This is a genomic window from Streptomyces sp. NPDC005303, from assembly GCF_040607335.1.
Lineage (GTDB): Bacteria > Actinomycetota > Actinomycetes > Streptomycetales > Streptomycetaceae > Streptomyces.
The window spans coordinates 63,268-86,975 of sequence record NZ_JBEXGM010000001.1 but is presented as its reverse complement, the minus strand read 5'-3'; the positions used below and the strand labels follow the sequence as shown (position 1 = coordinate 86,975).

At 69.4% G+C, this 23,708-nt stretch carries 20 protein-coding genes and 2 pseudogenes; 9 read left to right on the top strand and 13 right to left on the bottom strand.

The window, feature by feature from the left end; translation table 11 throughout:
• Positions 1-29: 29 nt before the first annotated feature.
• The 3 genes and pseudogenes from ABZT93_RS00415 to ABZT93_RS00405 all read left to right on the top strand — a co-directional run.
• Positions 30-140 (top strand): annotated as a pseudogene (locus ABZT93_RS00415) (transcriptional regulator); the annotation flags it as partial.
• Between the two features lie 105 nt (positions 141-245).
• Positions 246-2,342: a hypothetical protein gene (locus tag ABZT93_RS00410; protein WP_356098365.1), complete on the top strand. Its 2,097-nt coding sequence runs from the start codon at positions 246-248 to the stop codon at positions 2,340-2,342.
• A complete protein-coding gene (locus ABZT93_RS00405; RefSeq protein WP_356096760.1) occupies positions 2,342-3,904 on the top strand; it encodes a hypothetical protein in 1,563 nt (520 codons plus the stop codon). Before ABZT93_RS00410 ends, ABZT93_RS00405 begins: the two co-directional genes overlap by 1 nt.
• Positions 3,905-3,912: 8 nt before the next feature.
• Here ABZT93_RS00405 and ABZT93_RS00400 read toward each other — a convergent pair whose 3' ends face one another.
• From ABZT93_RS00400 to hemL, 8 genes are all read right to left on the bottom strand, one after another.
• On the bottom strand, positions 3,913-4,317 hold the full coding sequence (locus ABZT93_RS00400) for an SRPBCC domain-containing protein (protein ID WP_356096757.1): 405 nt from the start codon (positions 4,315-4,317) through the stop codon (positions 3,913-3,915).
• A gap of 25 nt (positions 4,318-4,342) precedes the next feature.
• Complete coding sequence (ccsB, locus tag ABZT93_RS00395) at positions 4,343-5,425, bottom strand: c-type cytochrome biogenesis protein CcsB (protein ID WP_356096754.1); 1,083 nt, start codon at positions 5,423-5,425, stop codon at positions 4,343-4,345.
• Positions 5,422-7,185, bottom strand: coding sequence for a cytochrome c biogenesis protein ResB (locus ABZT93_RS00390; RefSeq protein WP_356096751.1), 1,764 nt, complete (start codon positions 7,183-7,185; stop codon positions 5,422-5,424). Before ABZT93_RS00390 ends, ccsB begins: the two co-directional genes overlap by 4 nt.
• 3 nt (positions 7,186-7,188) lie before the next feature.
• The gene (locus tag ABZT93_RS00385; protein WP_037720801.1) at positions 7,189-7,962 is read right to left on the bottom strand and encodes a cytochrome c biogenesis protein CcdA; all 774 of its coding nucleotides are present in this window, start codon (positions 7,960-7,962) and stop codon (positions 7,189-7,191) included.
• A 1-nt stretch (position 7,963) separates the two neighbouring features.
• On the bottom strand, positions 7,964-8,572 hold the full coding sequence (locus tag ABZT93_RS00380; protein WP_356096748.1) for a TlpA disulfide reductase family protein: 609 nt from the start codon (positions 8,570-8,572) through the stop codon (positions 7,964-7,966).
• 66 nt (positions 8,573-8,638) lie between these two features.
• On the bottom strand, positions 8,639-9,925 hold the full coding sequence (locus ABZT93_RS00375; protein WP_356096745.1) for a hypothetical protein: 1,287 nt from the start codon (positions 9,923-9,925) through the stop codon (positions 8,639-8,641).
• Positions 9,926-10,113: 188 nt separating this feature from the next.
• Positions 10,114-10,803 (bottom strand): histidine phosphatase family protein, encoded by a 690-nt coding sequence (locus tag ABZT93_RS00370; protein ID WP_356096742.1) that lies wholly within the window; start codon positions 10,801-10,803, stop codon positions 10,114-10,116.
• The gene (hemL, locus tag ABZT93_RS00365; protein ID WP_356096739.1) at positions 10,800-12,119 is read right to left on the bottom strand and encodes a glutamate-1-semialdehyde 2,1-aminomutase; all 1,320 of its coding nucleotides are present in this window, start codon (positions 12,117-12,119) and stop codon (positions 10,800-10,802) included. The genes ABZT93_RS00370 and hemL overlap by 4 nt, the downstream gene beginning before the upstream one ends.
• Before the next feature lie 303 nt (positions 12,120-12,422).
• Between hemL and ABZT93_RS00360 the strand changes: the two genes are divergently transcribed.
• The 4 genes and pseudogenes from ABZT93_RS00360 (at position 12,423) to ABZT93_RS00345 (ending at position 15,326) form a co-directional block, all read left to right on the top strand.
• The gene (locus ABZT93_RS00360; RefSeq protein WP_174269201.1) at positions 12,423-13,070 is read left to right on the top strand and encodes a hypothetical protein; all 648 of its coding nucleotides are present in this window, start codon (positions 12,423-12,425) and stop codon (positions 13,068-13,070) included.
• 150 nt (positions 13,071-13,220) lie between these two features.
• On the top strand, positions 13,221-13,922 hold the full coding sequence (locus ABZT93_RS00355) for an SDR family oxidoreductase (protein ID WP_356096736.1): 702 nt from the start codon (positions 13,221-13,223) through the stop codon (positions 13,920-13,922).
• A 98-nt stretch (positions 13,923-14,020) separates the two neighbouring features.
• A pseudogene (locus ABZT93_RS00350) lies at positions 14,021-14,191 on the top strand (alpha/beta hydrolase); the annotation flags it as partial.
• 37 nt (positions 14,192-14,228) lie between these two features.
• Positions 14,229-15,326, top strand: a complete 1,098-nt coding sequence (locus ABZT93_RS00345; protein ID WP_356096733.1) for an NmrA family NAD(P)-binding protein — start codon at positions 14,229-14,231, stop codon at positions 15,324-15,326.
• Positions 15,327-15,542: 216 nt separating this feature from the next.
• On the opposite strand, the gene ABZT93_RS00340 is transcribed toward ABZT93_RS00345, so the two are convergent.
• The gene (locus ABZT93_RS00340) at positions 15,543-16,421 is read right to left on the bottom strand and encodes an alpha/beta hydrolase (RefSeq protein ID WP_356096730.1); all 879 of its coding nucleotides are present in this window, start codon (positions 16,419-16,421) and stop codon (positions 15,543-15,545) included.
• 303 nt (positions 16,422-16,724) lie between these two features.
• On the opposite strand from ABZT93_RS00340, the gene ABZT93_RS00335 reads away from it, so the two are divergent.
• Both ABZT93_RS00335 and ABZT93_RS00330 read left to right on the top strand, forming a co-directional pair.
• Positions 16,725-18,227, top strand: coding sequence for an MFS transporter (locus tag ABZT93_RS00335; RefSeq protein WP_356096728.1), 1,503 nt, complete (start codon positions 16,725-16,727; stop codon positions 18,225-18,227).
• Between the two features lie 201 nt (positions 18,228-18,428).
• Positions 18,429-18,998, top strand: a complete 570-nt coding sequence (locus tag ABZT93_RS00330) for a TetR/AcrR family transcriptional regulator (protein WP_356098362.1) — start codon at positions 18,429-18,431, stop codon at positions 18,996-18,998.
• 137 nt (positions 18,999-19,135) lie between these two features.
• Here ABZT93_RS00330 and ABZT93_RS00325 read toward each other — a convergent pair whose 3' ends face one another.
• Genes ABZT93_RS00325 through ABZT93_RS00310 form a run of 4 tightly spaced genes read right to left on the bottom strand, consistent with a single transcriptional unit; the run spans position 19,136 to position 23,682 of the window.
• Entirely contained in the window at positions 19,136-20,494 is a 1,359-nt protein-coding gene (locus ABZT93_RS00325) for a GH1 family beta-glucosidase (RefSeq protein ID WP_356096725.1), read from the bottom strand.
• A 20-nt stretch (positions 20,495-20,514) separates the two neighbouring features.
• Positions 20,515-21,354, bottom strand: a complete 840-nt coding sequence (locus tag ABZT93_RS00320) for a carbohydrate ABC transporter permease (RefSeq protein WP_356098358.1) — start codon at positions 21,352-21,354, stop codon at positions 20,515-20,517.
• Positions 21,355-21,367: 13 nt separating this feature from the next.
• Positions 21,368-22,360, bottom strand: coding sequence for a sugar ABC transporter permease (locus ABZT93_RS00315; RefSeq protein ID WP_356096722.1), 993 nt, complete (start codon positions 22,358-22,360; stop codon positions 21,368-21,370).
• 5 nt (positions 22,361-22,365) lie between these two features.
• A complete protein-coding gene (locus ABZT93_RS00310; RefSeq protein WP_356096719.1) occupies positions 22,366-23,682 on the bottom strand; it encodes a sugar ABC transporter substrate-binding protein in 1,317 nt (438 codons plus the stop codon).
• Between the last annotated feature and the right edge of the window lie 26 nt (positions 23,683-23,708).

Genomic DNA, 23,708 nt, shown 5'->3' with positions numbered 1-23,708 from the left:
CACCGACCCGCAGCGACAGCTTGCCCGTGCTCGTCGAGCAGCGGGACGAGGGGCCGCGGCGCGTCAACCGGCTGCGGCGGGCGGAATTCGACGCACGGTTCCCGGGGCTGCTGGAACTCGTACTCCGAGCGGACCCCTGAGCGTCCGGTAGCGACACTTTCGTAACTCAACGGACATCACGCGATCTAGTCCGAACCAACTCCCCCTCCGTACCCTGTAATTGATACACAGCGCGCATGGGGGGAATGCGGGTGCACAGACAGCTGCACGGGCGCGGGGCGCTGTTCGACACGGAATCACCGGGGCTCGCACCACGGCTCGTGGGACTGCGGCCGCACCAGCACCGGGCCGTCGCGGTGGAACATCCGCAGGAACTCCCCTTCGTCGTGCTCACCGGCGCCCGCGGCACGGGCAAGAGCGCCCTGCTCGCCGAGCTGCGGCGGGCCTACCAGGGGCACACCCCGGTCGCCCTGATCGACTGCGAGGCCGCCGAGTTCGGGGCGCCGCCCGCGGGCCGGGACCCCGAGGCCTGGTCGCCGGTGTCGCAGGCGCTGCTGGTGATCGCCGAACAGCTCGCGGAGCCGGTGACCGGCGCCGGGCGGATCACCTTCCCGCGGCTGATGTCGGGCCTGGTCGCGGTCGCCGCCGGAGGGTGGCGGGACGCCGACTCGGAACGGATCCGGCGCGAGGTCGAGCGGATCCTGCTGCTCAACGAGAGCGGGTCGTGGATCGCCGGGTTCGCCGGGCGCTGGGCCGGGCGGGTCGCCGCCAACGTCGCCGCCGCCGCGACCGGCACCGGGCCGCTGCTGTCCTCCGCCATCGAGGCGACCCTGGAGTCCATCTCCGACAGCTTCGTCCACCGCCGCCAGCAGCGCGCGGCCACCTGGTGGCGGGACTACCCCAACGCGAGCCGCAACGCCCGGCGCGGACTCATGCTGCTGTCCGGGCACTTCAGAGCCGGCGGCACCTCCCGCGAGCACGCCGAGCGCCATCTGGTCCGCGCCCTGCTCGCCGACCTCACCGACGCCTACACCGGCGTACTGCCCCGCATGCAGCGCCTGGGCCGCCCCCTCGTCCTCGTCGACAACGCCCAGGCCGCGCCCGGCCCCGGCCTCACCGACCCCGTCCTGCGCGACCGCTCCGAGGGCATCGCCGACCAGGTCGTCTTCATCACCGCGCTGCGCGGCACCGGCCGCCCCGCCCTGCGCAACGCCGTACGGCACACCCTCCCCGAGGTCGCCCGGCGCACCGACTGGACGCCCGACCCCGCCTCGCCCTCCTCGCGCGCCCTAGTGGTCTCCCTGCCGCCGCTGACCGCCGACGACACCCTGCACATCGTCGACGAGCACCAGGTGCCGCCCCAACTGCCGCACGCCGTCCACCGGCTGACCGGCGGCAACCCGCTCGGCATCACGCTGCTCACCGAGTCCGCCGCACAGAACGGCACGGCCTACCTCGGCGAACTGCTCACCTCGGACGTACGGCTGCACGAGGACCGCGACGGCAGGCCCGCCTACGTCGAACTCCTGGACCGGCTCGTGCCCGCCGACCGGCTGGACGAGCTGACCGTGCTGGCCGCCGCCCACGACCACGACTCCGCCACCGCGCTCGCCGAGGCCCTCCTGCCGGACGACTTCGGGCCGGCCGACGTACGGGCCCTGCAGACCCGGCTCGTCGAGGAGGGGCTGCCGGAGGTGCCGGGCCGGTTCGTCGGCGATCCCTTCGTGCGGACGCTGCTGCTGCTCCGGCTGCACCACCGCTCCGCCGACCACGGGCGCTGGCGCGAGGCCCACGAGACGCTGATCGGGTACTACGCGCCGACCGGCCCGGACGAGACCCGCGCCCGCTACCGCCTGCACCACGAACTCGCCCTCGGCACCACGGAGTCGGCCGTCGCCCACCTGCGTGACACCTTCACCGCCCTGGACACCCGCACCTGGCTGCGCACCCTGCGCTTCGTCGCCTCGGCGCCGTACTTCCACGCGCACGACGCCGAGGGCCACGACTTCGCGGCCCGCGACGACCGGCGTGCGGCGATCGCGCTCGGCCACACGGACGCCGCACAGCGGGTGCCGGACTCCATGGCCGAAGCGGACCCCGTACTGCACCTGCGGATACGACGGCTGCTGCACGCCGTGTGGCAGCTGACCGACCCGCTCGCGCTGCCCGACCCGAAGGTCTGCGACCGGCTGCGCTTCGAGCTGGAGCAGCTGTCCAACCTGCGCCCGGCCGGCAATGCGCTGCTGTGGAGGGCCTCCCGGGACTGGCCCGAGGACGCCCTGGCGGGGCGGCCGCTGCGCATCCCGGACGACGACGACAGCGACGGCGAGGGGGAGGCGTGATGGCCGGCAGGGGCTTCGGAACGTGGCTGCGGGAGGGCGTGTGGGAGATTCCGCTGCGCCGGTACATCGCGATCGTGCTCGCCGTGGTGGTGACCGCGGGCCTGGTGCTCGCCGTCCGCACCCTCGCCCACGACGACCGCTCCTGCGCGGCCGGGGTCGTCAGAGCGGAGGGCGACGACGAGTGCGTGGGCGTCTCGGCGACCGCCTACGACTGGGGCAGGGCCCCGCTGCGGCCGGTCGTCCGGGCGATCGACCGCGAGAACAGGTCCATCAAGGGCCCGTACGTCACCGTGGCCCTGCTGGAGCCCTTCACCGCGACCGACGCCGACAACCTCGGTGACGTGCTGCACGAGCTCCAGGGCGCGTACCTCGCGCAGTACCAGGCCAACCACCGGTCCAACGGGACCGTCCCCGCGATCCGGCTGGTGCTCGCCAACCCCGGTGCCACCGGCGCCCATTGGGAGCACACCGTCGACCAGCTGGAGAGCATGACCGGGGGGAAGGACCGGCTGCGGGCGGTCGCCGGGGTCGGGCTGAGCACCGCCAACAACAAACGGGCCGTCACCGCACTCACCGCCCGCGGCATCGCGGTGGTCGGCACCTCCATCACCGCCGACAACCTCGCCAACGGCCAGCGCGGCAAGGACCCCTTCCCCGGGCTCGCCCGGGTCGCCCCCACCAACACCGACGAGGCCCGCGCGCTCACCTCCTTCGCCCGGGTCGCCGCCGACAAGGCGGTCCTGGTCTACGACCAGAAGGCGGACGACAAGGACAACGGCGACCCGTACTCGCTGACACTCCAGCGCTCCTTCGAGAAACTGCTCAAGGGATCGCCGTACGCCCCCTGGTCGTTCAACCCGCCCGACGACCGCAGCCTGGAGGGCTCCACCGCCAACGACTTCGAGCAGATCACCCACCTGGTCTGCGACACGGACGCCGGCACCGACACCATCCTGTTCGCCGGACGCCACACCCAGCTACGCCAGTTCATCAACGCGCTCGGCGAACGCGGCTGCCAGAAGCGCAGGCTGACCCTGCTCACCGGCGACGAGGCGTCCTACCTCACCGGCGACAAGGACCTGGACCGGGACGCCCTGAACCGCAACCTCACCGTCCGCTACACCGCGCTCGGCCACCCGGACGCGTGGCTGAAGTCCCCGCCCGCGACCGGGGGTTCGACCGCGGACGCCAAGGTCCTCCAGGAGCTGGTACTGGCGGGCCAGGGCGACAAGGTGGGCCCGATCGGTGACGTCGACCTGGAGGACGGCCAGCTGATCATCGCCTACGACGCGATGCGGCTGACGTACCAGGGCATCCGGTTCGCCAAGGGCACCAAGGACATCCCCACCCTCGAAGAGGTCCGCAACGAGTGGCGGCTCATCAAGGGCACCCAGCAGCGCGTCGACGGCGCGAGCGGCTGGATCTGCCTCGACAACCACGGCAACCCGTACGACAAGGCCGTCCCTATCGTGGAACTGACCCCGCAGGGCACGGCCCGCTTCGTACGGATCGCCTGGCCGGAGGGGAAGCCGCCGACGAAGGAGTGCCTGCCGCCCTCATAGGGCGGGGGTCATAGGGCGGGGCCGAGGGTTTCCAGCAGACGCTCGAACCGGGCCCGCCATGCGGGCTCGGTCTCGCCCTCCCCCTCGTGTTCGTGCGTGAAGCGCAGCACCGCCCCGTCGTCGCCGTCGCGCTCCAGATGGAACCGGACCCGCCCGTCCCGTTCCAGCGTGTACTCGGCGATCCGGTCCACGTCCCACGCGGTGATCTGCCCCGGCCCGAGGCCCGGCAGCACGACCGCGCCGCCGAGCCGGGGTTCGAGTTCCGCGGGACCGGTCCACCAGGCCGCGAGCCCCTCCGCGGTGGCCACCGCCGGCCAGACCGTCTCCATGGGCGCCGGCAGCCGCACCAGGAAGTGCAGGATGCGGGTGCCGCCGTGCGTCTGGCTGCTGCCCTGTTCCACAAAACCGGTCATGACACCAGGGTGGCCCGTCGAGGGCTCAGACGCCTGCGTACGAGTGCTTTCCGGAGACGAAGATGTTGACGCCGTAGTAGTTGAACAGCCAGCAGCCGAAGGCGATCATCGCCAGGTAGGCGGCCTTGCGGCCCTTCCAGCCCGCCGTGGCACGGGCGTGCAGGTAGCAGGCGTAGGCGACCCAGGTGATGAACGACCAGGTCTCCTTCGGGTCCCAGCCCCAGTAGCGGCCCCAGGCGTCGCCGGCCCAGATCGCGCCCGCGATGATCGTGAACGTCCACAGCGGGAAGACGGCCGCGTTGACGCGGTAGGCGAACTTGTCGAGGCTCGCGGAGGCCGGCAGCCGGTCGAGGACGGAGTTGGCGAACCTGCCGGGGGTGCCGCCGGACGCGATCTTGTTCTCGTAGCTGTCCTTGAAGAGGTACAGGATCGTGGCGACCGCGCCGACGTAGAACACCGCGCCGCAGAAGATCGCGGTGGAGACGTGGATGTACAGCCAGTACGAGTGAAGGGCGGGAACCAACTGGTCGCTGGCGGTGTACAAGACCGTGACGGCGAGGCCGAGATCGAGGAGGACCGTGGTGACCAGGAACAGCCCGAGCCAGCGCACGTTCTTCTTCAGGGCCAGCAGCCCCAGGTACACGGCGACGGCCACCGTGGAGAAGGTGATGTTGAACTCGTACATGTTGCCCCAGGGCGCCCGCTCCACCGAGGCCGCGCGGGCGACGACCCCGCCGAGCTCGACGAGGAAGGCGAGCACCGTGAGGGAGATGGCGATACGCCCGTAGAGGTCGCCCTGCTCGTCCCCACCGTGTGCCCCGGGCCCGTCGGGCACGTCCCGCGACCCTGCCGCCGACCGCACCACGACCTGCGGCCGCTCCAGTACGGCGGTGCTGCCGCCCTGGTTCACGGTGACGGCGGGCGCCTTGGCCTTGGCCTTCGTGTCGGCGGTGAGCGCGGCGGCGGTCCGGCCGACCTTGCTGCGGCTGCCGAGGAGCCATTCGGCGATGTAGGCGAAGAAGGCCAGGGTGTAGACGGCCATGGAGGAGTAGATCAGCGTGTTGCTGATGTTGGCGAGGTGCTCGTTGGTGGCGGTGGCGAGAGTCACTTTTCAGACCCTTCAGAGGGTGCTTCTCGGGGTTCGATGTCGTCGGTCGGCTGCGGGTCCGTGGGGGCTTGTCGCGCGGTTCCCCGCGCCCCTGGGTGGGTCGACTCGGCCGGGGTCTGGTCGTACAGGATCCCCGCCAGCTCGCCCAGCTCTTCAGGCACCTTCGCCGACTCGCTGCGGCCGAGGCCGGCCATCTCCACGACCGTCACCCCGTCGTCGCCGCGCACCGCCCGCACCCACACCCGGCGGCGCTGGATGAACAGGGACGCGGCCAGGCCGAAGATCGCGGTGAGGGCGCCGCCGAGGGCCCAGCCACTGGCGGGCTGCTGGACGACCTGGAAGTTCGCCCACTGCTTGGTGCCCTCGTAGGTGACCGAGCCGGCGCCGTTCGGGAGCTTCATGGTCTGGCCGGGCTTCAGGTTCTCCCTGAGCTCCTGGCCCTTGGCGTCCTTGAAGTCCTTCACATGCGACTTGTCGAGCTGGTACACGCTCTGCGGGATGCCCGAGTCGACACCCAGGTCGCCGTGGTACGGCGTGAGGTTGAGCACCGGGTTGTTCAGCGCGGGGAAGGTGGAGGCCGTCTCGCTGCCCTTGGTGTAGGTCGGCAGGAAGAAGGCCGAGATGCCCAGCTGCTCGCTGACGCCCTTGGGGTTCTTGTAGCCGTCGAGGACCTTGATCACACCGGTGGAGGTGACGTTGGAGTCGAGCGGCAGCATCGCGACCGCGTCGTGGAAGACGACGTTGCCCTTGCCGTCCCGGACCGTGATGAGGGGGGCGTAGCCGTGGGCCGTGAGGTAGACCTTCGCGTCGCTGATCTCCAGCGGCTCGTTGACCTTGACGAGGGTCTTGTGGTCCTTGCCGTAGGCGCCCTCGCTGTAGGTGATGGCGGCCTGGTAGAGGCGCGGGGTGCCCTTGTTGGGGCCGCTGGTCTCGTAGGTGCCGGTGAACTTGTCCAGCGTGAAGCTGAGCGGCACCAGATCGCCGGTGTCGAAGAGGTTCCCGGACTTGAAGTCGTCGTACTGGGTGAGGGTGTTGGAGAAGCCGTCGCCCTCGACGACCAGCTTGTTGCCCTCGGACTTGAAGAGCTGGCCCCAGGCGAAGGCGGTCAGCATCACGATCAGCGCGATGTGGAAGGCGAGGTTGCCGACCTCGCGCAGATAGCCCTTCTCACCGGCGACGTTGTCCCCGGTGAGGTGGGCGCGGAAGCGACGCTTCTTCAGCAGGGTGAGCGCGGCCTCGCGGACCTGCTCGGGCTCGGCCTCGGTGCGCCAGGTGGTGTAGGCGGGCAGCCGGGTCAGCCGCTTGGGGGCGCCCGGCGGCCGGCTGCGCAGCTGCCCCACGAACTGCCAGGTGCGGGGCACGATGCAGCCGATGAGGGAGACGAACAGCAGGATGTAGACCGCGGAGAACCACACCGAGCTGTAGACGTGGAAGAGGCCGAGCTTGCCGTAGACGTCCCCGAGGGTGGGGTTGTTCTTGACGAAGTCGGCGACCTTCGTGGCGTCGGTCCCGGTCTGCGGGATCAGCGAGCCGGGGATCGCGCCGAGCGCCACCAGCAGGAGCAGCAGCAGCGCGACCCGCATGGAGGTCAGCTGGCGCCAGAACCAGCGGGCCCAGCCGATCACGCCCAGGGCGGGCATGCTCAGGCTGTCGGTGGGCGCGGTGGACAGCTGGGAGCCGGCGGCCCCGAGGTCCTGGTCGCCGACGGGAGCGTCGGCGGTGGTGGGGGCGTCGGGGGTGGCGGGTGTGGTCTTGCTCATCGATCAGATCCCCACAGTGAAGCCGGCGGACCAGGACTGGACGTCCTGCACGAGGCGGTCCCAGGCGCCGGTCAGCAGCAGCAGACCGGTCACGATCATCATGGTGCCGCCGATGCGCATGACCCAGACGTAGTGGCGCTTGACCCAGCCGAAGGCGCCGAGCGCCTTGCGGAAGGCGACCGCGGCGAGCACGAAGGGCAGGCCGAGGCCGAGGCAGTAGGCGACGGTCAGTATGGCACCGCGGCCCGCGCTGCCCTGCTGGGAGGACAGGGCGATCACCGAGGCGAGGGTCGGGCCGATGCAGGGGGTCCAGCCGATGCCGAACAGCGCGCCGAGCAGCGGGGCGCCGACCAGGCCCATGGTGGGCTTGTTGTGGAAGCGGAACTCCCGCTGGGTCATCCAGGGCATCAGGCCCATGAAGAAGACGCCCATGAGGATCATGAGCACGCCCAGCACCTTGGACAGCACGCCCTGGTTCTCCTGGAGCGTCTGGCCGAAGTAGCCGAACAGCGCCCCGCTGGAGACGAACACCGCGGTGAAGCCGAGCACGAACAGGGAGGCGCCGGCGACCATCCGGCCGCGTCGGGCCTCGGCCAGATCGGTGCCGGTGACGCCGGTGACGTACGACAGATAGCCGGGGACCAGCGGCAGGACACAGGGTGAGAAGAAGGAGACGAGGCCGCCTAGGACCGCGATGGGCAGGGCGACGAGCAGGGCGCCGTTGAGGACGGTGCCGTTGTAGCCCGTCTCGGCGGCGAGCGTGACGACTGCGCTCACGTCACTTCTCCGCGAGGACCGGGTTGATCATCTTGCGCAGCTTGCTCTCGCTGAGCGCGGCCAGCGAGCGGGCGGCGATCTTCCCGTCCCGGTCGATGACGAGCGTGGAGGGCACGGCCTGCGGGTTGAGGGTGCCCTTGCTGAAGCGGAGCATCAGCTTGCCCGTCGGGTCGTACAGGCTCGGGAAGGTGATGCCCATGTCCTTCTCGAAGGCTCGGGCGTTCTGGACGCTGGTGTCGCGGGTGTTGACGCCGACGAACTGCACGTCCTTGCCCTTGAGGTCCTTGTAGACCGCTTCCAGGTTGGGTGCCTCGGCCCGGCAGGGGGCGCACCAGGAGCCCCACATGTTCAGGACGACGACCTTGCCCTTGTAGTCGGCGACGTCGAGCTGTCCCCCGTCGACGGTCTTGCCGGACAGGTCGGGGGCGGTGCCCCGGTCGCCCTGTTCGGCGGTCGAGATGCCGTCCGCGCCCATGATGAAGTTGGTGTCGCCGCCTCCGCCCGAGGTGCCGCCCGAGCTGCAGGCGGACAGGGTCAGCGCTGCGGCTGCGGCACCCGCGGTGAGCAGGGTGGTACGGACTCGGGAGCGGCTACGACTGGCGGCACTCATGTGAAAAGTTTCGCATGCCCGTTCCGGGGATCTTGCGCACCCCCCTTGCGGGCGGAAACCCGCATTTCAGGCAGCGTTCGAGGAGGCCGTCGAGGAGGGTGTCGAGGGCGCCTTGAGGAAGGACTTCCAGCCGCCCGCCGGCTCCTGGCCGACGTCCAGCGTGCGGAGCTGGGCGAGCACCTCCGGCTTCTGTACGTCCATCCAGTCGACGAACTGCCGGAAGGAGACCATGCGGACGTCCGCGCCCTTCTCCTTCTCCCGCGCGATGTGCTTGAAGGCCTGCTCGACGGCGTCCATGTAGATGCCGCCGTTCCAGTGCTCGAAGTGGTTGCCGACGAAGAAGGGGGCGCGGTTGGTCTCGTAGGCCCGCTGGAAGCCGGCGATGTAGGCCCCGGCGGACTGCTCGCGCCAGGCCGGGTAGTTGTAGGCGGGCGCGTTGGTCGAGTTGATGGACTGGTTGGCGAGCATGTTGTAGTCCATGGACAGGACCTCGAAGCCGCGGCCGGGGAACGGTATCGCCTGCAGCGGCAGGTCCCAGATGCCGTTCTTCTTCTCGGGCCAGACCTGGCGGCCGCCGGGCGAGGAGGCGTCGTAGCGCCAGCCGAGCTCGCGGGCGGTGGGCAAGAGGTTGTCCTGGCCGAGGAGGCAGGGGGTGCGGCCGCCGACGAGTTCCTTGTCGTAGTCGAAGGGCAGCGCGGGCAGGTCGGTCCAGCCGGTGTTGGTGCGCCACTCCTTGACGAAAGCTTTCGCCTGCTGGATCTCCAAGCGCCACTGTGCCGGTGTCCAATTGCCGACGGTGCCGTAGCCCGAGCAGAAGTGGCCGTTGAAGTGGGTGCCTATCTCGTGCCCTTCGAGCCAGGCCCGGCGGACGTTGGTGAGGGTCGCCTTGACGTGCTCGTCGGTGAGGTAGCCGATGTCGGAGGCGCCGCGGGGGTTGTTCGGGGGGTCGTAGAGCCGCTTCTTCGACTCGGGCAGCAGATACAGCCCGGAGAGGAAGAAGGTCATGTGCGCGTCGTGCTTCCTGGCGAGGTCGAGGAAGCGCGGGAAGAGGCCGTTGCCGACCTCGCCGGCGCCATCCCAGGAGAAGATCACGAACTGCGGCGGGGTCTGGCCGGGCTCCAGCGGCACCGGCTTGCCGGGCTGGTGGGGCTGCTTGCCGGTGAAGGAGGTGGAGCCGTCGCCGATGGGGCGCACGGTGACCGGCTTCTTGCTGGGCCTGGAGCCGGCGGCGTGGGTCACCCCGTCCGCCCCGTCCCCGTCCGATCCGGTGAGGGTTCCACACCCCGAAAGCCCTACGGCGGCCGCGGCGCCCGCGCCCAGGCCTATTGCTCCCCTTCGGGTGAGAGAGTGCATGCTTCCCCGATTCGTCACGTTCTCTGGTGGTCACCCAGTCAGAGGACGTGACGAAGGAGCGGGTTCCGGCACTTTTTCCGGATTCGGTAACAGAGACGCGCCCGAAGGGGCGCGGGGCCGTATGGATATGCAGCTCCGCCGCGTGGGCGCGACCAGCCACGACGGCGCAGCAGCCCCCCACGAACCGACTACGCCCCGAACCCCTTGGACCCACCCTTCACCGGCTTGGCCCCGGCCCGGAGATGCACCGGCACCAGATCGATCGCCGGCTCGCTGTACCCCACGGACACGATCCGGTCACCCTGATACGTGAAGGAAGTAAGAGACGCGAGCGTGCACTGCCGCTTGCGCGGGTCGTGCCACAGCCGCCGCTTCTCGACGTACGACCGCACGATCCAGATCGGCAGCTGATGGCTCACCAGCACCGCCTCGTGCCCGCGCGCCCGGTCCCTGGCCGCGTCCAGCGCGCCCTTCATCCGGACGACCTGGTCGACGTACGGCTCTCCCCAGGACGGCTTGAAGGGGTTGACGAGGTGCTTCCAGTTGTCCGGGTTCTTCAGCGCTCCGTCGCCGACACCGAAGGTCTTGCCCTGGAAGACGTTCTCCGCCTCGATGAGCCGCTCGTCGGTCGCGAGGTCGAGGCCGTGGGCCTTGGCGATCGGCGTGGCGGTCTCCTGCGCCCGCTCCAGCGGGGAGGCGCAGACATAGGTGACGTCCCGGGGGGCGAGGTGCTCGGCGACCCGGTCGGCCATCTGCCGTCCGAGCTCGGAGAGGTGGTAGCCGGCGAGACGGCCGTACAGCACCCCGTCGGGGTTGGCGACCTCACCGTGGCGCATGAGGTGGACGACGGTGATGTCGCTGTTGGTCGGGGTGCTCATGCTGCCGTGGCCTCCGCCGCCGCTCGGGCCGCCGCCGGAAGGGCGTCGGCGATGCGCTGAACCGCCTGCTCGTCGTGGGCCGTGGAGACGAACCACGACTCGAAGGAGGACGGCGGCAGGTAGACGCCGTTCTCCAGAAGGGAGTGGAAGAACGCGGTGAACCGGAAGGACTCCTGCGCCTTGGCGTCCTCGTAGTCGCGTACCGGCCTCTCGGTGAAGAACACCGAGAACATGTTGGAGGCGTTCTGCACGGTGTGCGCGACGCCTTCCTTGCCGAGGGCCTCGGAGACCAGCGCCTGGATCTGCTGGGAGACGGCGTCGACCTTGACGTAGGCCGCGTCGTCGAGCAGCCGCAGCTGGGCGAGGCCGGCGGCGGTGGCGACGGGGTTCCCGGAGAGGGTGCCGGCCTGATAGACGGGCCCAGCGGGAGCGAGGTGGGCCATGACATCGGCACGCCCCCCGAAGGCGGCGGCGGGGAAACCTCCACCCATGACCTTCCCGAAGGTCATGAGATCGGGCTTGACCCCGTCGATGCCGTACCAGCCACTGCGGCTGGTCCGGAACCCGGTCATGACCTCGTCGGAGATGTAGAGGGCGCCGTTCTGCGCACAGGCGTCCTTCAGCCCCTGGTTGAACCCGGGCAGGGGCGGCACGACGCCCATGTTGCCGGGCGAGGCCTCGGTGATCACACAGGCGATCTCGCCGGGGTGCCGGTGGAAGGCCTCGTGGACGGCTTCGAGATCGTTGTACGGCAGCACGATCGTGTCGCCGGCCTGGGCACCGGTGACGCCGGGAGTGTCGGGCAGCGCGAAGGTGGCCACTCCGCTGCCGGCCGCGGCGAGCAGCGAGTCGACGTGACCGTGGTAACAGCCGGCGAACTTGATGACCTTGGTGCGCCGGGTGAAGCCGCGGGCGAGCCGGATCGCGGACATGGTGGCCTCGGTCCCGCTGGAGACGAGGCGCACCTGGTCGACGGGCTCGACCCGGGCGACGATCTCCTCGGCGAGCGCGACCTCGCCCTCGCCCGGGGTGCCGAAGGAGGTGCCCTTCGACACCGCCTCCTGGACGGCGGCGATGACCTCCGGGTGCGAGTGCCCGAGGATCATGGGGCCCCAGGAGCAGACCAGGTCGACGTACTCGCGCCCGTCGGCGTCCGTCAGGTACGGGCCGGTGCCGGACACCATGAAGCGGGGGGTGCCGCCGACGGCACGGAAGGCGCGGACCGGGGAGTTCACGCCGCCGGGCGTGACGGCGGACGCGCGGTCGAACAGGGCCTGTGAGACAGGCGCCTCGTATGAATAGGGCAATTCACTCATATCCTGCGACTACTCCGACCTTCTCCGGTTTGTTCGGCTTTCTCGGACTCCGTTGCCGGTGACTACCTCAGGGTAGGCCAGCCCTCGAAAGCGCCTGGCGCCCCACGATCTGCGAAACTGGATGCAGATACACACAGCTCACGGAGACGACGGCACGGAGCCGTCTGTTCAGAGGCTGCGAAGATCCCGCGGACAGGTGTTTCAACGCACGTTTCGGCGAGCGGCCGTGGGGGAGGTCACTGACACGATGATCGGGTTGCGCGGCGGGGGCCACGCGTCCTAGAAAAGCAGTCGGGTGGAGATATGCATCGCGGTGGCGGACTGGGCGAGGGGACTGATGACCTGGGTCCTCGACGTGCCCGGCGGGGAAGGCACCGGCGCGAGGCGGAGGAAGCGGCCGAGACACGTCAGGGACGCGGCGCCTCGGGCACCCCGGATGAGTCGGAACGCGACGAGCGACGTATCGAACGTCGGATCGATCCGTTGAGGGCGGGAAGCAGGAATGGTGGTCGGGTGGGGGTGACGTACAAGTACTTCGGCGCGCCCGACGGCGCGACCGCGGCCCGTGTCCCGATCTCGATGCGCCCCGAGGAACTCGGCGGCGACGAGCTCGGCATGAACGGCATGTTCACCAAGATCAAGCCGGAGACCATGGCGGCGATGGTCCTCACCGGCATCGAGGGCGTCCCCCTCCACAAGGTCCCCCCGCTCGAACTGGTCGTCCTGCACCCCGACTACGCGGTGGTCAAGCTCCCCATGACGGTCGTGGACCCCTTGCGCGGCATAGGCGAGGAGGCGGTCGGCGCGGCGGCGTTCATCTGGTCGACGGTCCCGGACCGGGGCGGCCCGCGGGACGCGTTCAACGTGTACCAGCTGCTGCACGAGTGGCAGGACTTCAGCCATCGGTTGCATGAGGCGGGGCATCAGCCTTATTGCCTTGTCTGGCCCTGATCCGGGGCTTCGTTACGTGCGGGCGGGACCTTCGGGTCCCGCCTTTTTTCATGTGCTCCCCCACCTTCATCCCCGCCTGGGCTTGCGCATGGAAACTGATCGGTTTACGGTAGTGGAAACCGATCAGTTTTCTCATGTGTGGAGGTAGTCATGACCGCATTGAAGGGCGCGAACGTGTTCGTCACCGGCGGCAGCCGCGGCATCGGCAAGGCGCTGGTGGAGGAGCTGTACGCGCGCGGCGCCGGCAAGGTCTACGCCACCGCCCGCGACCCGCGCACCGTGACGCACCCCGACGCGGTCCCGGTGGCACTGGAGGTCACCGACCCCGCCTCCGTCGCGGCCGCCGCCGCACAGGCGCAGGACGTCACCGTGCTGATCAACAACGCCGGTGCCTCGGTCGGCGCCTCCTTCCTCGACTCCCCCATCGACGACGTCCGCCGCGAGTTCGAGACCAACTTCTACGGCCCGCTCCTCACCACCCGCACCTTCGTGCCGGTCATCGAGCGCAACGGCGGCGGCCACCTCCTCAACGTGCACTCCGTGCTCTCCTGGATCGCCCTCGGCGGCTCCTACAGCGCCTCCAAGGCCGCCCTGTGGTCACAGACCAACTCCCTGCGCCTGGAACTCCAGCCCCGCGGCATCGCCGTCACCGGACTGCACGTCGGCTACGTCGACACCGACCTGACCACGGGCGTCGACGCCCCCAAGTCCGACCCCCGGGCCGTCGCCGCACTCGCCCTCGACGGCATCGAGACCGGCGCCCACGAAGTCCTCGCCGACGACATCTCCCGCCAGGTCAAGCTCGGCCTCGCCGGCGATCTGGTCGACCTCTACGCCCAGCTGGCCGAGTAGGCCGCTGACCGCAGCGAGGGGCGTGGCCGCACGCCGCCCCCGCCTGTCCGACGTATCCGCCTCACCCATCCGCAGCCCACGCTGAAGGAAACGGCGACATGCCCGCCCAGGAGCCACGTCCCGGGATCCACATCCCGGGGACCACCAGCCACACCATCGCCCCCCGCGCCGGACAGCACGGCCGCGAGGGAACCCTGCGCTACCTCAAGGCGGGCACCGGAGCTCCTCTCGTCCTCCTGCACACTCTGCGCACCCAGGCCGAGCACTTCCGCCGCTCTCGACTCCCAGACCCCGGAGTAAACGACCATGCCTTCCCATTCCACCTCCACCATCTTCGTCATAGGCGGCACGGGGGCCCAGGGAATACCCATCGTCCGCGCCCTCGTCGCCGACAGGAAGTATTCCGTCCGGGTCCTCACCCGGGACGCCAACTCCGCCCGGGCCAAGGCTCTCCTCGCGCTCGGCAACGTCTCCATCCTCGAAGGGTCATTCGCCGACGAGGACGTACTGCGGGAGGGTTTCCGCAGCTGTGACGGGGCGTTCATCAACATCGACGGATTCAACACCGGCGAGAAGACCGAGACCTACTGGGCCATCCGCAGTTACGAGCTGGCGATCGAAGAGGGAATCAAGTTCTTCGTCTACGGCAATCTCGACTACGCCCTCAAGAAATCGGGCTACGACTCCAGGTTCCGCACCGGTCACTATGACGGCAAGGGCCGTATGGCCGAATGGGTGCTGTTCCAGAACAAGGAGAACAGGGACCGGATGGGAGCGGCGGTCTTCACCTCGGGCCCCTACATCGAGATGGTGATCTCACCGCTCACACCCATGACACCCTCCATCGAGGACGGTGTCGTCACCTGGCGCGTCCCGCTCGGCGAGGGGGCTGTCCCCCACGTCGCTCTGGAGGACTGCGGCTTCTATGTCCGTTGGCTGTTCGACAACCCGGAACGAGCCAATGGCATGGACCTCGAAGTCGCCATCGAGCACATGACCTATGCCGACATGGCGGCAGCGTTCGAAAAGGTCACCGGGCATCCGGCACAGTACATCGACACCGATCTGGACGCGTACTGGAACAGTCCGGACCTGACTGGAATCGCCGACCACCCTGCCGGATACAACGCCGACCCCGACGACAAGAGCACCATGAGTTTCCGGGACAACTTCACCGGCTTCTGGAACGTGTGGAAGCACGGGATCATCACCAGGGACTACGCCCTGCTCGACGAAATCCACCCCAACAGGATCCGTAGCGCCGAGGAGTGGTTCCGCCGAGAAGACCAGTTGGGCCGGGAATCCGGCAAGGGAAGTCTCTGGGAAAGGGTCCAGCCGGAGAACTGGACGGTGGACTCCGCGGTCCTCAAGAGCAGCGCGGATTTCCGGACCGGGAAGTTGTGATCCGCACTCGCATCCCCTCCATCAGTGCATCTGAAGTAACTGATTCTGTCAGGGAACTGTTGCGGTAACAGCCCACCCCCCACACCGCGGAGGACATCACGCTCGCCGCGCGCGAACTGGAGCTCTGCGACACCGGCGACGTCGCCGGGGCGGACGAGGTGTTCGCCCCGGATGTGGTCGAACCGAACGGGGGTGATCCCGGCACTCTCGGGGCTGTCAGGCCGCCGCGTTCAGCAGGTCGGCCAGTACGTCGGGGCGTTCCAGGGCGATGAAGTGGCCGGCCTTCGGGACCTGTGTGAAGTCGGCGGCGGGCAGCAGCTGCCGGTTCGCCTCCCGGTCCGAGGGGCGGGACCAGTCCTTCTCGCCGTAGACGAAGTGGATCGGCGCCTTGACCTCGGGGTAGCGCGAGCGGGCCGCGATGAGGCTGGGCAGGGCCTGGTACACGGCCCGGGCGACGGTCGGGTAGCCGGGGCGGCGCCCGACCTGGAGGAGTTCGTCCACGTAGTCCTCCCGCAGCGCGCTCTTGTCGCCGAGGCCGCCCTGCAGGATCGCGCGGAGGGCGGGCTTGGGCTCCACACCGGCGATCACCGGGCCGACTCCGGGCGCGAGGACACCGCTGACCACCACGCGGGCGAGGAGGCTGGAGCGGGCGATCCCACCGCGGAAGTCGTAGGCGTTGACCGCGACGACGCGCCGTACCCGCTCCGGCAGGTCGGCCGCGGTGGTCAGGGCGAGCACCGCCCCCATCGACTCACCGACCAACGTCACGTCGTGCAGGTCGAGTTCGGTGAGAAGTCGCTCGACGCCCGCGCGCATGGCCGGCTCGTCGTACGACGCCCCGGGCACGATCTCGGAGTAGCCCATCCCCGGCAGGTCGAGGGCGTAGACGGTGTACCGGTCCGCGATCAGCGGGATGAGGCGGCGGAAGTGCTCGGCCTGGGTGCGCACGGTGTGCAGGAGGACGAGGGGGGCTCCGGCGCCCGCCTTGAGGTAACGCAGGGTTCCCTCGCGGCCGTGCTGTCCGGCGCGGGGGGCGATGGTGTGGCTGGTGGTCCCCGGGATGTCGATCGTGGGACGTGAGGCCTGGGTGGGCATGTCGCCGACTCCTTGGGTGTGAAGGGGCTGCTTGGCCAGTGGGGTGAAGGTCGGCCAGAGGGCCGGTGAGAGCCGCCTCGACCTGCCGTGAGATGCCGTCGGCGAGCACGAAACCGTCCGGTTTCCATTACCGTAAACCGATCGGTTTCCGAGCGCAAGCCCGCCCGACCCGCCGCTTCGCCGAGGCGTTCCACGCCCACGGACCCAAGGAACTTGCGCCATGGAAACCGATCTGTTTTCCTGAGTGGAAACAGATCGGTTTCCGACCGGCGGTCGGCCGATGACCAGCGACTAAGGGGAACAGTGAGTACCACCTTCGATCGTGGGGCGGCGCCCGCCTCCGGGAAAACAGACTCGGGCCGCCGCGGCTCACCTGCCGTGCGCTGGTGGGTGCTTGTCGTGCTGGGCACGGCGCAGCTCATGGTCACGCTCGATGCGACCGTCGTGAACATCGCGCTGCCCGCGGCCCAGCACGACCTCGGTTTCAGCGACGGCAGCCGGCAGTGGGTCATCACGGGCTACGCCCTGGCGTTCGGCAGCCTGCTGCTGCTCGGTGGCCGGCTCGGCGACCTGTTCGGCCGACGCACCACCTTCGTGACCGGACTGATCGGTTTCGCGGGCGCATCCGTCCTCGGCGGTGCGGCCAACAGCTTCAGCATCCTCGTCACGGCACGTGTGGCCCAGGGACTCTTCGCCGCACTGCTCGCCCCCGCGGCACTCTCCCTGCTCAGCGTGACGTTCACCGACCCGGCCGAGAGGCCGAAGGCGTTCGGCATCTTCAGCGCACTGGCCGGTGCGGGCGGAGCGATCGGGCTGCTGCTCGGCGGCATGCTCACCGAATGGGCGTCATGGCGCTGGGTGATGTACGTGAACGTCGTCTTCGCGGCCGTCGCACTGGTCGGTGCGGTGCTCCTGCTGGCCAAGCCCGCGGTCACCGAGCGGCCCAAGCTCGACATTCCCGGCACCGTCGTGGTGAGCGCGGCACTGTTCGCCATCGTCTACGGATTCGCGCACGTCGAATCCACCAGCTGGACCGACCCGGTCGCCCTGGGCTCCGTGATCACCGGCGTGGTGCTGCTCGCGGTGTTCGTGTGGCTGGAGTCCAGGGTCGCGCATCCGCTGCTGCCGCTGCGCCTCGTGCTGGACCGGACCCGCGGTGGTTCGTTCCTGGCGGTGTTCGTCATCGGAATGGGGATGTTCTCGATCTTCCTCTTCCTGACCTATTACCTGGAGGCCAGCATCGGCTACTCGCCGATCAAGACGGGTCTGGCGTTCCTGCCGATGGTCGGGGGCATCGTCGCCGCGTCGACCACGGCGCCCGCGCTGCTGCTGCCCAGGGTCGGCCCGAAGATCGTGGTCAGTGCCGGTTTCCTGGTCGCCGCCTCCGGCATGGCCCTGCTGACCCAACTCAAGCTGGACAGCACCTACGCCGCCCACATCATGCCCGGCATGATCCTGCTGGGTCTCGGCCTCGGCGGGGTGATGACCACCGCCTTCCAGGGGGCCACCGCCGGCATACACCACGAGGATTCGGGCGTCGCCTCGGCACTGATCAACACCGGTCAGCAAATCGGCGGCTCCATCAGTACGGCACTGCTGACCACCGTTGCCTCGTCGGCCGCGACCGACTACCTGACTTCGCACAAGCCCAGCGCGCTGGCCGCGGCGCAGGCCGGGGTCGAGGGCTACACGGCCACTCTGGCGTGGGGCGCCGGGTTCTTCGTGGCCGGTGCCGTCCTTTCGGCGCTGCTGATACCGAACGCGCCTCTGGCGCAGTCGGAGGGCGAGCCCGTGATCGCCCACTGAGCCCGATTCCACCGTGGTGACCGACGCCCTGCGCTGACCGGTGCTCCCAAGGCACTGTTCAGCGCAGGAAGACACAGGAAGACACAGGAAGACACAGGAAGACAGGGGCATCTCGGAGCCGGTGCCCCCCAGAACGTAAACCGATCGGTTTCCAAGGGGCCGGATCGGAGTTAACCTCGCACTATGACCACCGAGGCCACTATGACCACCGAGGCGAAGCCAAACTCCCGAGAGCGGCTGCTGGAGGCAGCGGCCACGCTGACCTACCGAGACGGCGTCAACATCGGCGTCGACGCGCTGTGCAAGGCGGCGGGGGTGTCGAAGCGCTCCATGTACCAGCTGTTCGAGAGCAAGGGCGAGCTGCTGGCGGCGAGCCTGGAGGAGCGGGCCACCTCCTATGTGGCGGCACTCCTTCCCACGGCGGACGACGACCGCCCACCCCGCGAGCGGATCCTGCACGTCTTCGAACAGGCGGAATCACAGGCGGCCACACCCGACTTCCAGGGCTGCCGGTACCTCGTCGCGCAGATCGAGCTCAAGGACCAGAGCCACCCCGCGAGCCGGGTGGCCCGCCGGGTCAAGGAGAACGTGACAGCCTTCTTCCGCGCCGAGGCCGAACGGGGCGGGGCGAGCGACCCGGACCTGCTGGCGCGGCAGCTGATCCTGGTCTTCGACGGCGCCAGCGCCCGTGCGGGAATCAAGGCCGACAAGGCGGGAGGGCTCCTCGCTCCCACGGTGACCACCCTGCTCGACGCGGCGGACATGCGCTGACGTCCCGTACGAGCGCTCTCCGCGACCCCTGCGAGCGCCCGGCCGCCGCACTGGCCGCCGAGCGCCCGAAAGCCGCCGCACACCGCCGTCTGCGCCCACGCGTCCGCGCTCAGGTGTCCGCGCTCAGGCGTCCGTGCTCAGGCGGCCTTGCGGCCCCTTTCCCCGTGCGCCCGGATGATGTCCGCGTACCGGTACCCCGTGCCCTTGATCGTGCGCTTCTGGGTCCGGTAGTCGACGTGGACCAGGCCGAAGCGCTTGTCGTAGCCGTAGGCCCACTCGAAGTTGTCGAGCAGGGACCAGGCGAAGTAGCCGGCCAGCGGGGCGCCCCTGCGGGCGGCGGAGGCGCAGGCGGCCAGGTGGTCGGTCAGGTACCGCTGGCGTTCGGGGTCGTCGACCGTGCCGTCGGGGCGTACGACGTCGGGGTAGGCGGAGCCGTTCTCGGTGACGTAGAGCTTGCGTGCGCCGTACTCGTGCGTGAGGCGGAGCAGGAGGGCCTCGATGCCGTCGGCGTCGATCTCCCAGCCCATGCCGGTGCGGGGGACGCCGGGCCGGGAGACCTGACGGGCCCGTGGCGCCGGGCCGTTGGGGTCGTCGGCCACGGTGATCGGCATGTAGTAGTTGAGGCCGATCCAGTCCAGGGGAGCGGCGATCAACGACAGGTCGCCGTCCCGCTCGGGGAGTTCGACGCCGTAGACCTCGCGCATGTCGGCAGGGAAGCCGCGGCCGTGGACCGGGTCGAGCCACCAGCGGTTGGTGTGGCCGTCCATGCGGTGGGCGGCGGCGAGGTCTTCCGGGCTGTCGGTGGCGGCGTGGATCGTGGAGAGGTTGGTGACCAGACCGACCTGGGCGGACGGGGACGCGGCGCGGATCGCCTGTGCGGCCAGGCCGTGGCCGAGGAGCAGGTGGTAGGAGGCCCGGACGGCGGCCGTCAGGTCGGTCAGGCCGGGGGCCATGGTGCCTTCCAGGTGGCCGATCCAGGCCGAGCACAGGGGTTCGTTGAGCGTGGTCCAGTGCCGCACCCTGTCCCCCAGGCGCCCGGCCACGACCTCGGCGTAGGCGGCGAAGTGCTCCGCGGTCTCCCGCGCGGGCCAGCCGCCGCGGTCCTGGAGCACCTGGGGCAGGTCCCAGTGGTACAGGGTGACGGACGGGGTGATGCCGGCGGCCAGCAGGGCGTCGATCAACTCGTCGTAGAAGTCGAGGCCCTTGGGGTTGACCGGGCCGTCCCCGCCCGGGATCACGCGCGGCCAGGCGACCGACAGCCGGTAGGCGTTGGTGCCGAGTCGGCGCATGAGGTCGATGTCCTCGCGCCAGCGGTGGTAGTGGTCGCAGGCGACGTCGCCGGTGTCGCCGCCCGCGACCTTGCCGGGGGTGTGCGAGAAGGTGTCCCAGATCGACGGCGAGCGGCCGTCCTCCGACACGGCTCCCTCGATCTGGTAGGCCGCCGTGGCCGTGCCCCACAGGAAGTCGTGCGGGAGTGCGGCGAGGTCGATGCTCACGAAAGTCCTTTCAAGGTCGGTCACTTGACGGCGCCCGCCGTCAGCCCGGCGACGAGATAGCGCTGGAGCAGCAGGAACCCGGCGACCACGGGGACGCTGACGACCAGCGAGGCGGCCATGATCTGGTTCCAGTACACGTTGTTGAGCGTGGAATAGCCCTGGAGTCCGACGGCGAGGGTGCGGGTGGTGTCGTTGGTCATGACGGAGGCGAAGAGCACCTCGCCCCACGCCGTCATGAAGGCGTAGACGGCGACCGCGACGATCCCGGGGATCGCGGCCGGCACCACGACCCGGAAGAGCGCGCCGAACGGCCCGCAGCCGTCGACCAGCGCGGCCTCGTCCAGGTCGCGCGGCACCGAGTCGAAGTACCCGATCAGCATCCAGATCGAGAACGGCAGGGAGAAGGTCAGATACGTCAGGATCAGCCCGCCGCGCGAGCCGAACAGGGCGATGCCGGTGGCGTTGCCGATGTTGACGTAGATCAGGAACAGGGGCAGCAGGAAGAGGATGCCCGGGAACATCTGCGTGGAGAGCACGGTCACCGTGAAGACGCGCTTGCCGCGGAACTCGTAGCGGCTGACGGCGTAGGCGGCGAAGACCGCGATGACGACCGAGCAGACGGTCGCCGCGCCCGCCACGATCAGCGAGTTCATGAAGTAGCGGGCGAGCGGGATCGTGGACCAGATGTCGATGTACGGCCGGATGGTCACCTCGCTGGGCAGCCAGTGGAACTCGCCCGTGACGTCGGCGAGCGGCTTCAGTGAGCTGGAGACCATGACGTAGACCGGCAGCAGGACGAAGCCGGTGAGCAGGGTGAGGAAGATCCGCCGGGACCAGAAGAACGAACGCGGTGGTGCCATCGGCGAGTTGGTGCTAGCCATGGACCGGCTTCCTTCCCCGGGAGGTCAGCAGGAGGTAGACGCCCGTCACCACGAGCAGGAACAGCAGCAGGAGCACGGACATGGCGGAGCCGGTGCCGAAGTTCCAGGTGACGAAGGAGGCCTGGTAGATGTGGACCGAGATGAGGTCCGCGGCCTCCGGGGCCGACTTGCCGAACAGGACGAACGGCGTGTTGAAGTCGTTGAAGGTCCACAGGAACAGCACCAGGAGCAGCACCTGGTTGACGGGGCGCAGGGACGGCAGCGTGATGCGGCGGATCTGCTGCCACATCCCGGCCCCGTCCAGGGCAGCCGCCTCGTACAGCTCGCCGGGGATGTTCTGGAGCCCGGCCATGACGATGAGGAAGGCGAACGGCCAGCCCTTCCACACCGAGACGGTCAGCAGGGCCCAGAAGCTGTTGTCGCCGATCAGCCAGAAGGACGGCTTGTCGGTGAGGTGGAGCTGGTCGTGCAGGACGTGGTTCACCAGGCCGTTGTCGTGCTGGAACATGAACACCCAGGTGATGACGGCCGCGTAGACCGGCAGGGCGTACGGGATGAGGAACAGGGCGCGCAGCAGGCCCCGACCGCGGAAGGTGTCCTGGAGGTAGACCGCCGCCGCCGTGCCGATCAGCCAGCACAGGCCGACCGACAGCAGCGTGAAGGCCACGGTGACGAGGAACGAGTGCAGCAGCGCCTCGCCGACCGGGGCGTCGAAGTCCACCGACACCTTGTAGTTGTCGAGGCCGGACCAGGGCGCGGCGCCCCAGTCCCGGATGTAGAACTGCGTGAGTTCCTTGAAGCTCATCACGATGCCGATCACCATCGGCACCAGGTGGACCAGGAGTTCGAGGAGCAGGGCCGGCAGCAGGAGCAGATACGGCAGCCCGATGCGGCGGATCCTTCCGGGGCGGCGGCGGGGACCGGGCTTCGCCGCCCCGGAAGGGGTCTCGCCCACGGTGGCCTCGGCGGGCGCGGTGGTGGTCATCGTGCTCACTTCGTCGGCATCTGCTGCTGGGCCTTCTCCAGCGCCGCCTTCACCGACTCGGTGGTGACCGCGCGTCCGGCGGCCGCGTCGGCGAACAGGTCCTTCACCGCAGTCCCTACGGCCGTCTCGAACTGCGACTCGTCGGCGACCTGCGGCAGCGCGGCGGCGCTGGTGGCGAGGGTGTCCTTGAGGACCGCGTTGGCGCCCGAGCTGAAGACGGAGTCCTCCTGCACGGTCTTCACCGGCGGGATGGAGCTGTAGGCGGTGTTGAGGATCTTCTGCTCGGCGTCGCCGGTCATGAACTTCACGAACTTCTTGGCGCCGTCGATGTTGTCGGTGTTCTTGAAGACGGCCAGGTTGATGCCCATGACGGCCGAGTTGACCTGGGTGCCGGCGCCCGGGGTGCCGGACTGCACGGGGACGGGTGCGATGCCGTACTTGTCCTCGCTCATGCCCTGGGACTTGAGGTTGGCGGAAGCGGACTGCCACAGCAGCATGGCCTGCTTGCCCTTGGCGAAGTCGCTCACGGACTGGTTCTGGGCGTACTCGGCGTCGCCGGTCGGGATGACCTTGTCCTTGGCCATGAGGTCGGCGTACTGCTTGACCGCGGCCACCACGTTGTCGTTGGTGAAGTCGGGCTTGCCGTCGGCGGTGAAGAAGTCGCCGCCGTGCTGCTTGGCGAAGACGAAGACGTGGTGGATGTTCTCCGAGAGGTTCGCGCCCTCGGCGCCGAGTGCGGACTTGCCCTTGGCCTGGATCTTCTTGCCGTCGGCGACCAGTTCGTCCCAGGTGGCCGGGGGCTTGCTGATGCCGGCGTCGGCGAAGATCTCCTTGTTGTAGTAGAGGGCGTAGGACATCGAGTAGAGCGGGACCGCGGCCGGGTCCTTGCCCTCGGCGCCGGTGGAGCCGAGCGCGGAGTCGACGAAGCGGTCCTTGCCGCCGATCGCGGCGAAGTTCTTGGCGTTCCAGGGCAGCAGCGCGCCGGTGGCCTGGAGGGAGGCGCTCCAGGTGTTGCCGATGTTGAGGACGTCGGGGCCCTGGCCCGAGGTGGTCGCGGTGAGGATGCGGTTGAGCAGGTCGGACCAGGGGACGACCTCGACCTTGACCTTGATGCCGGTCTGCTTCTCGAACTTGTCGAGCTCGGGCTGGAGGACCTTCTTGTCGACCTCGATGCTGGCGCCCTGGTTGGAGGCCCAGTAGGTCAGGGTCTTCGGCGAGTCGTTGGACCCGCCGCTCGTCGACGAGCCGCCGCCACAGGCGGTCACGAGAGTCATGAGGGAAACGGTGACCGCACCGGCGGCCGCGGCTCGGGTTCTGCGCATGGCTCTGGCGTCCCTTCCAGGGAGAG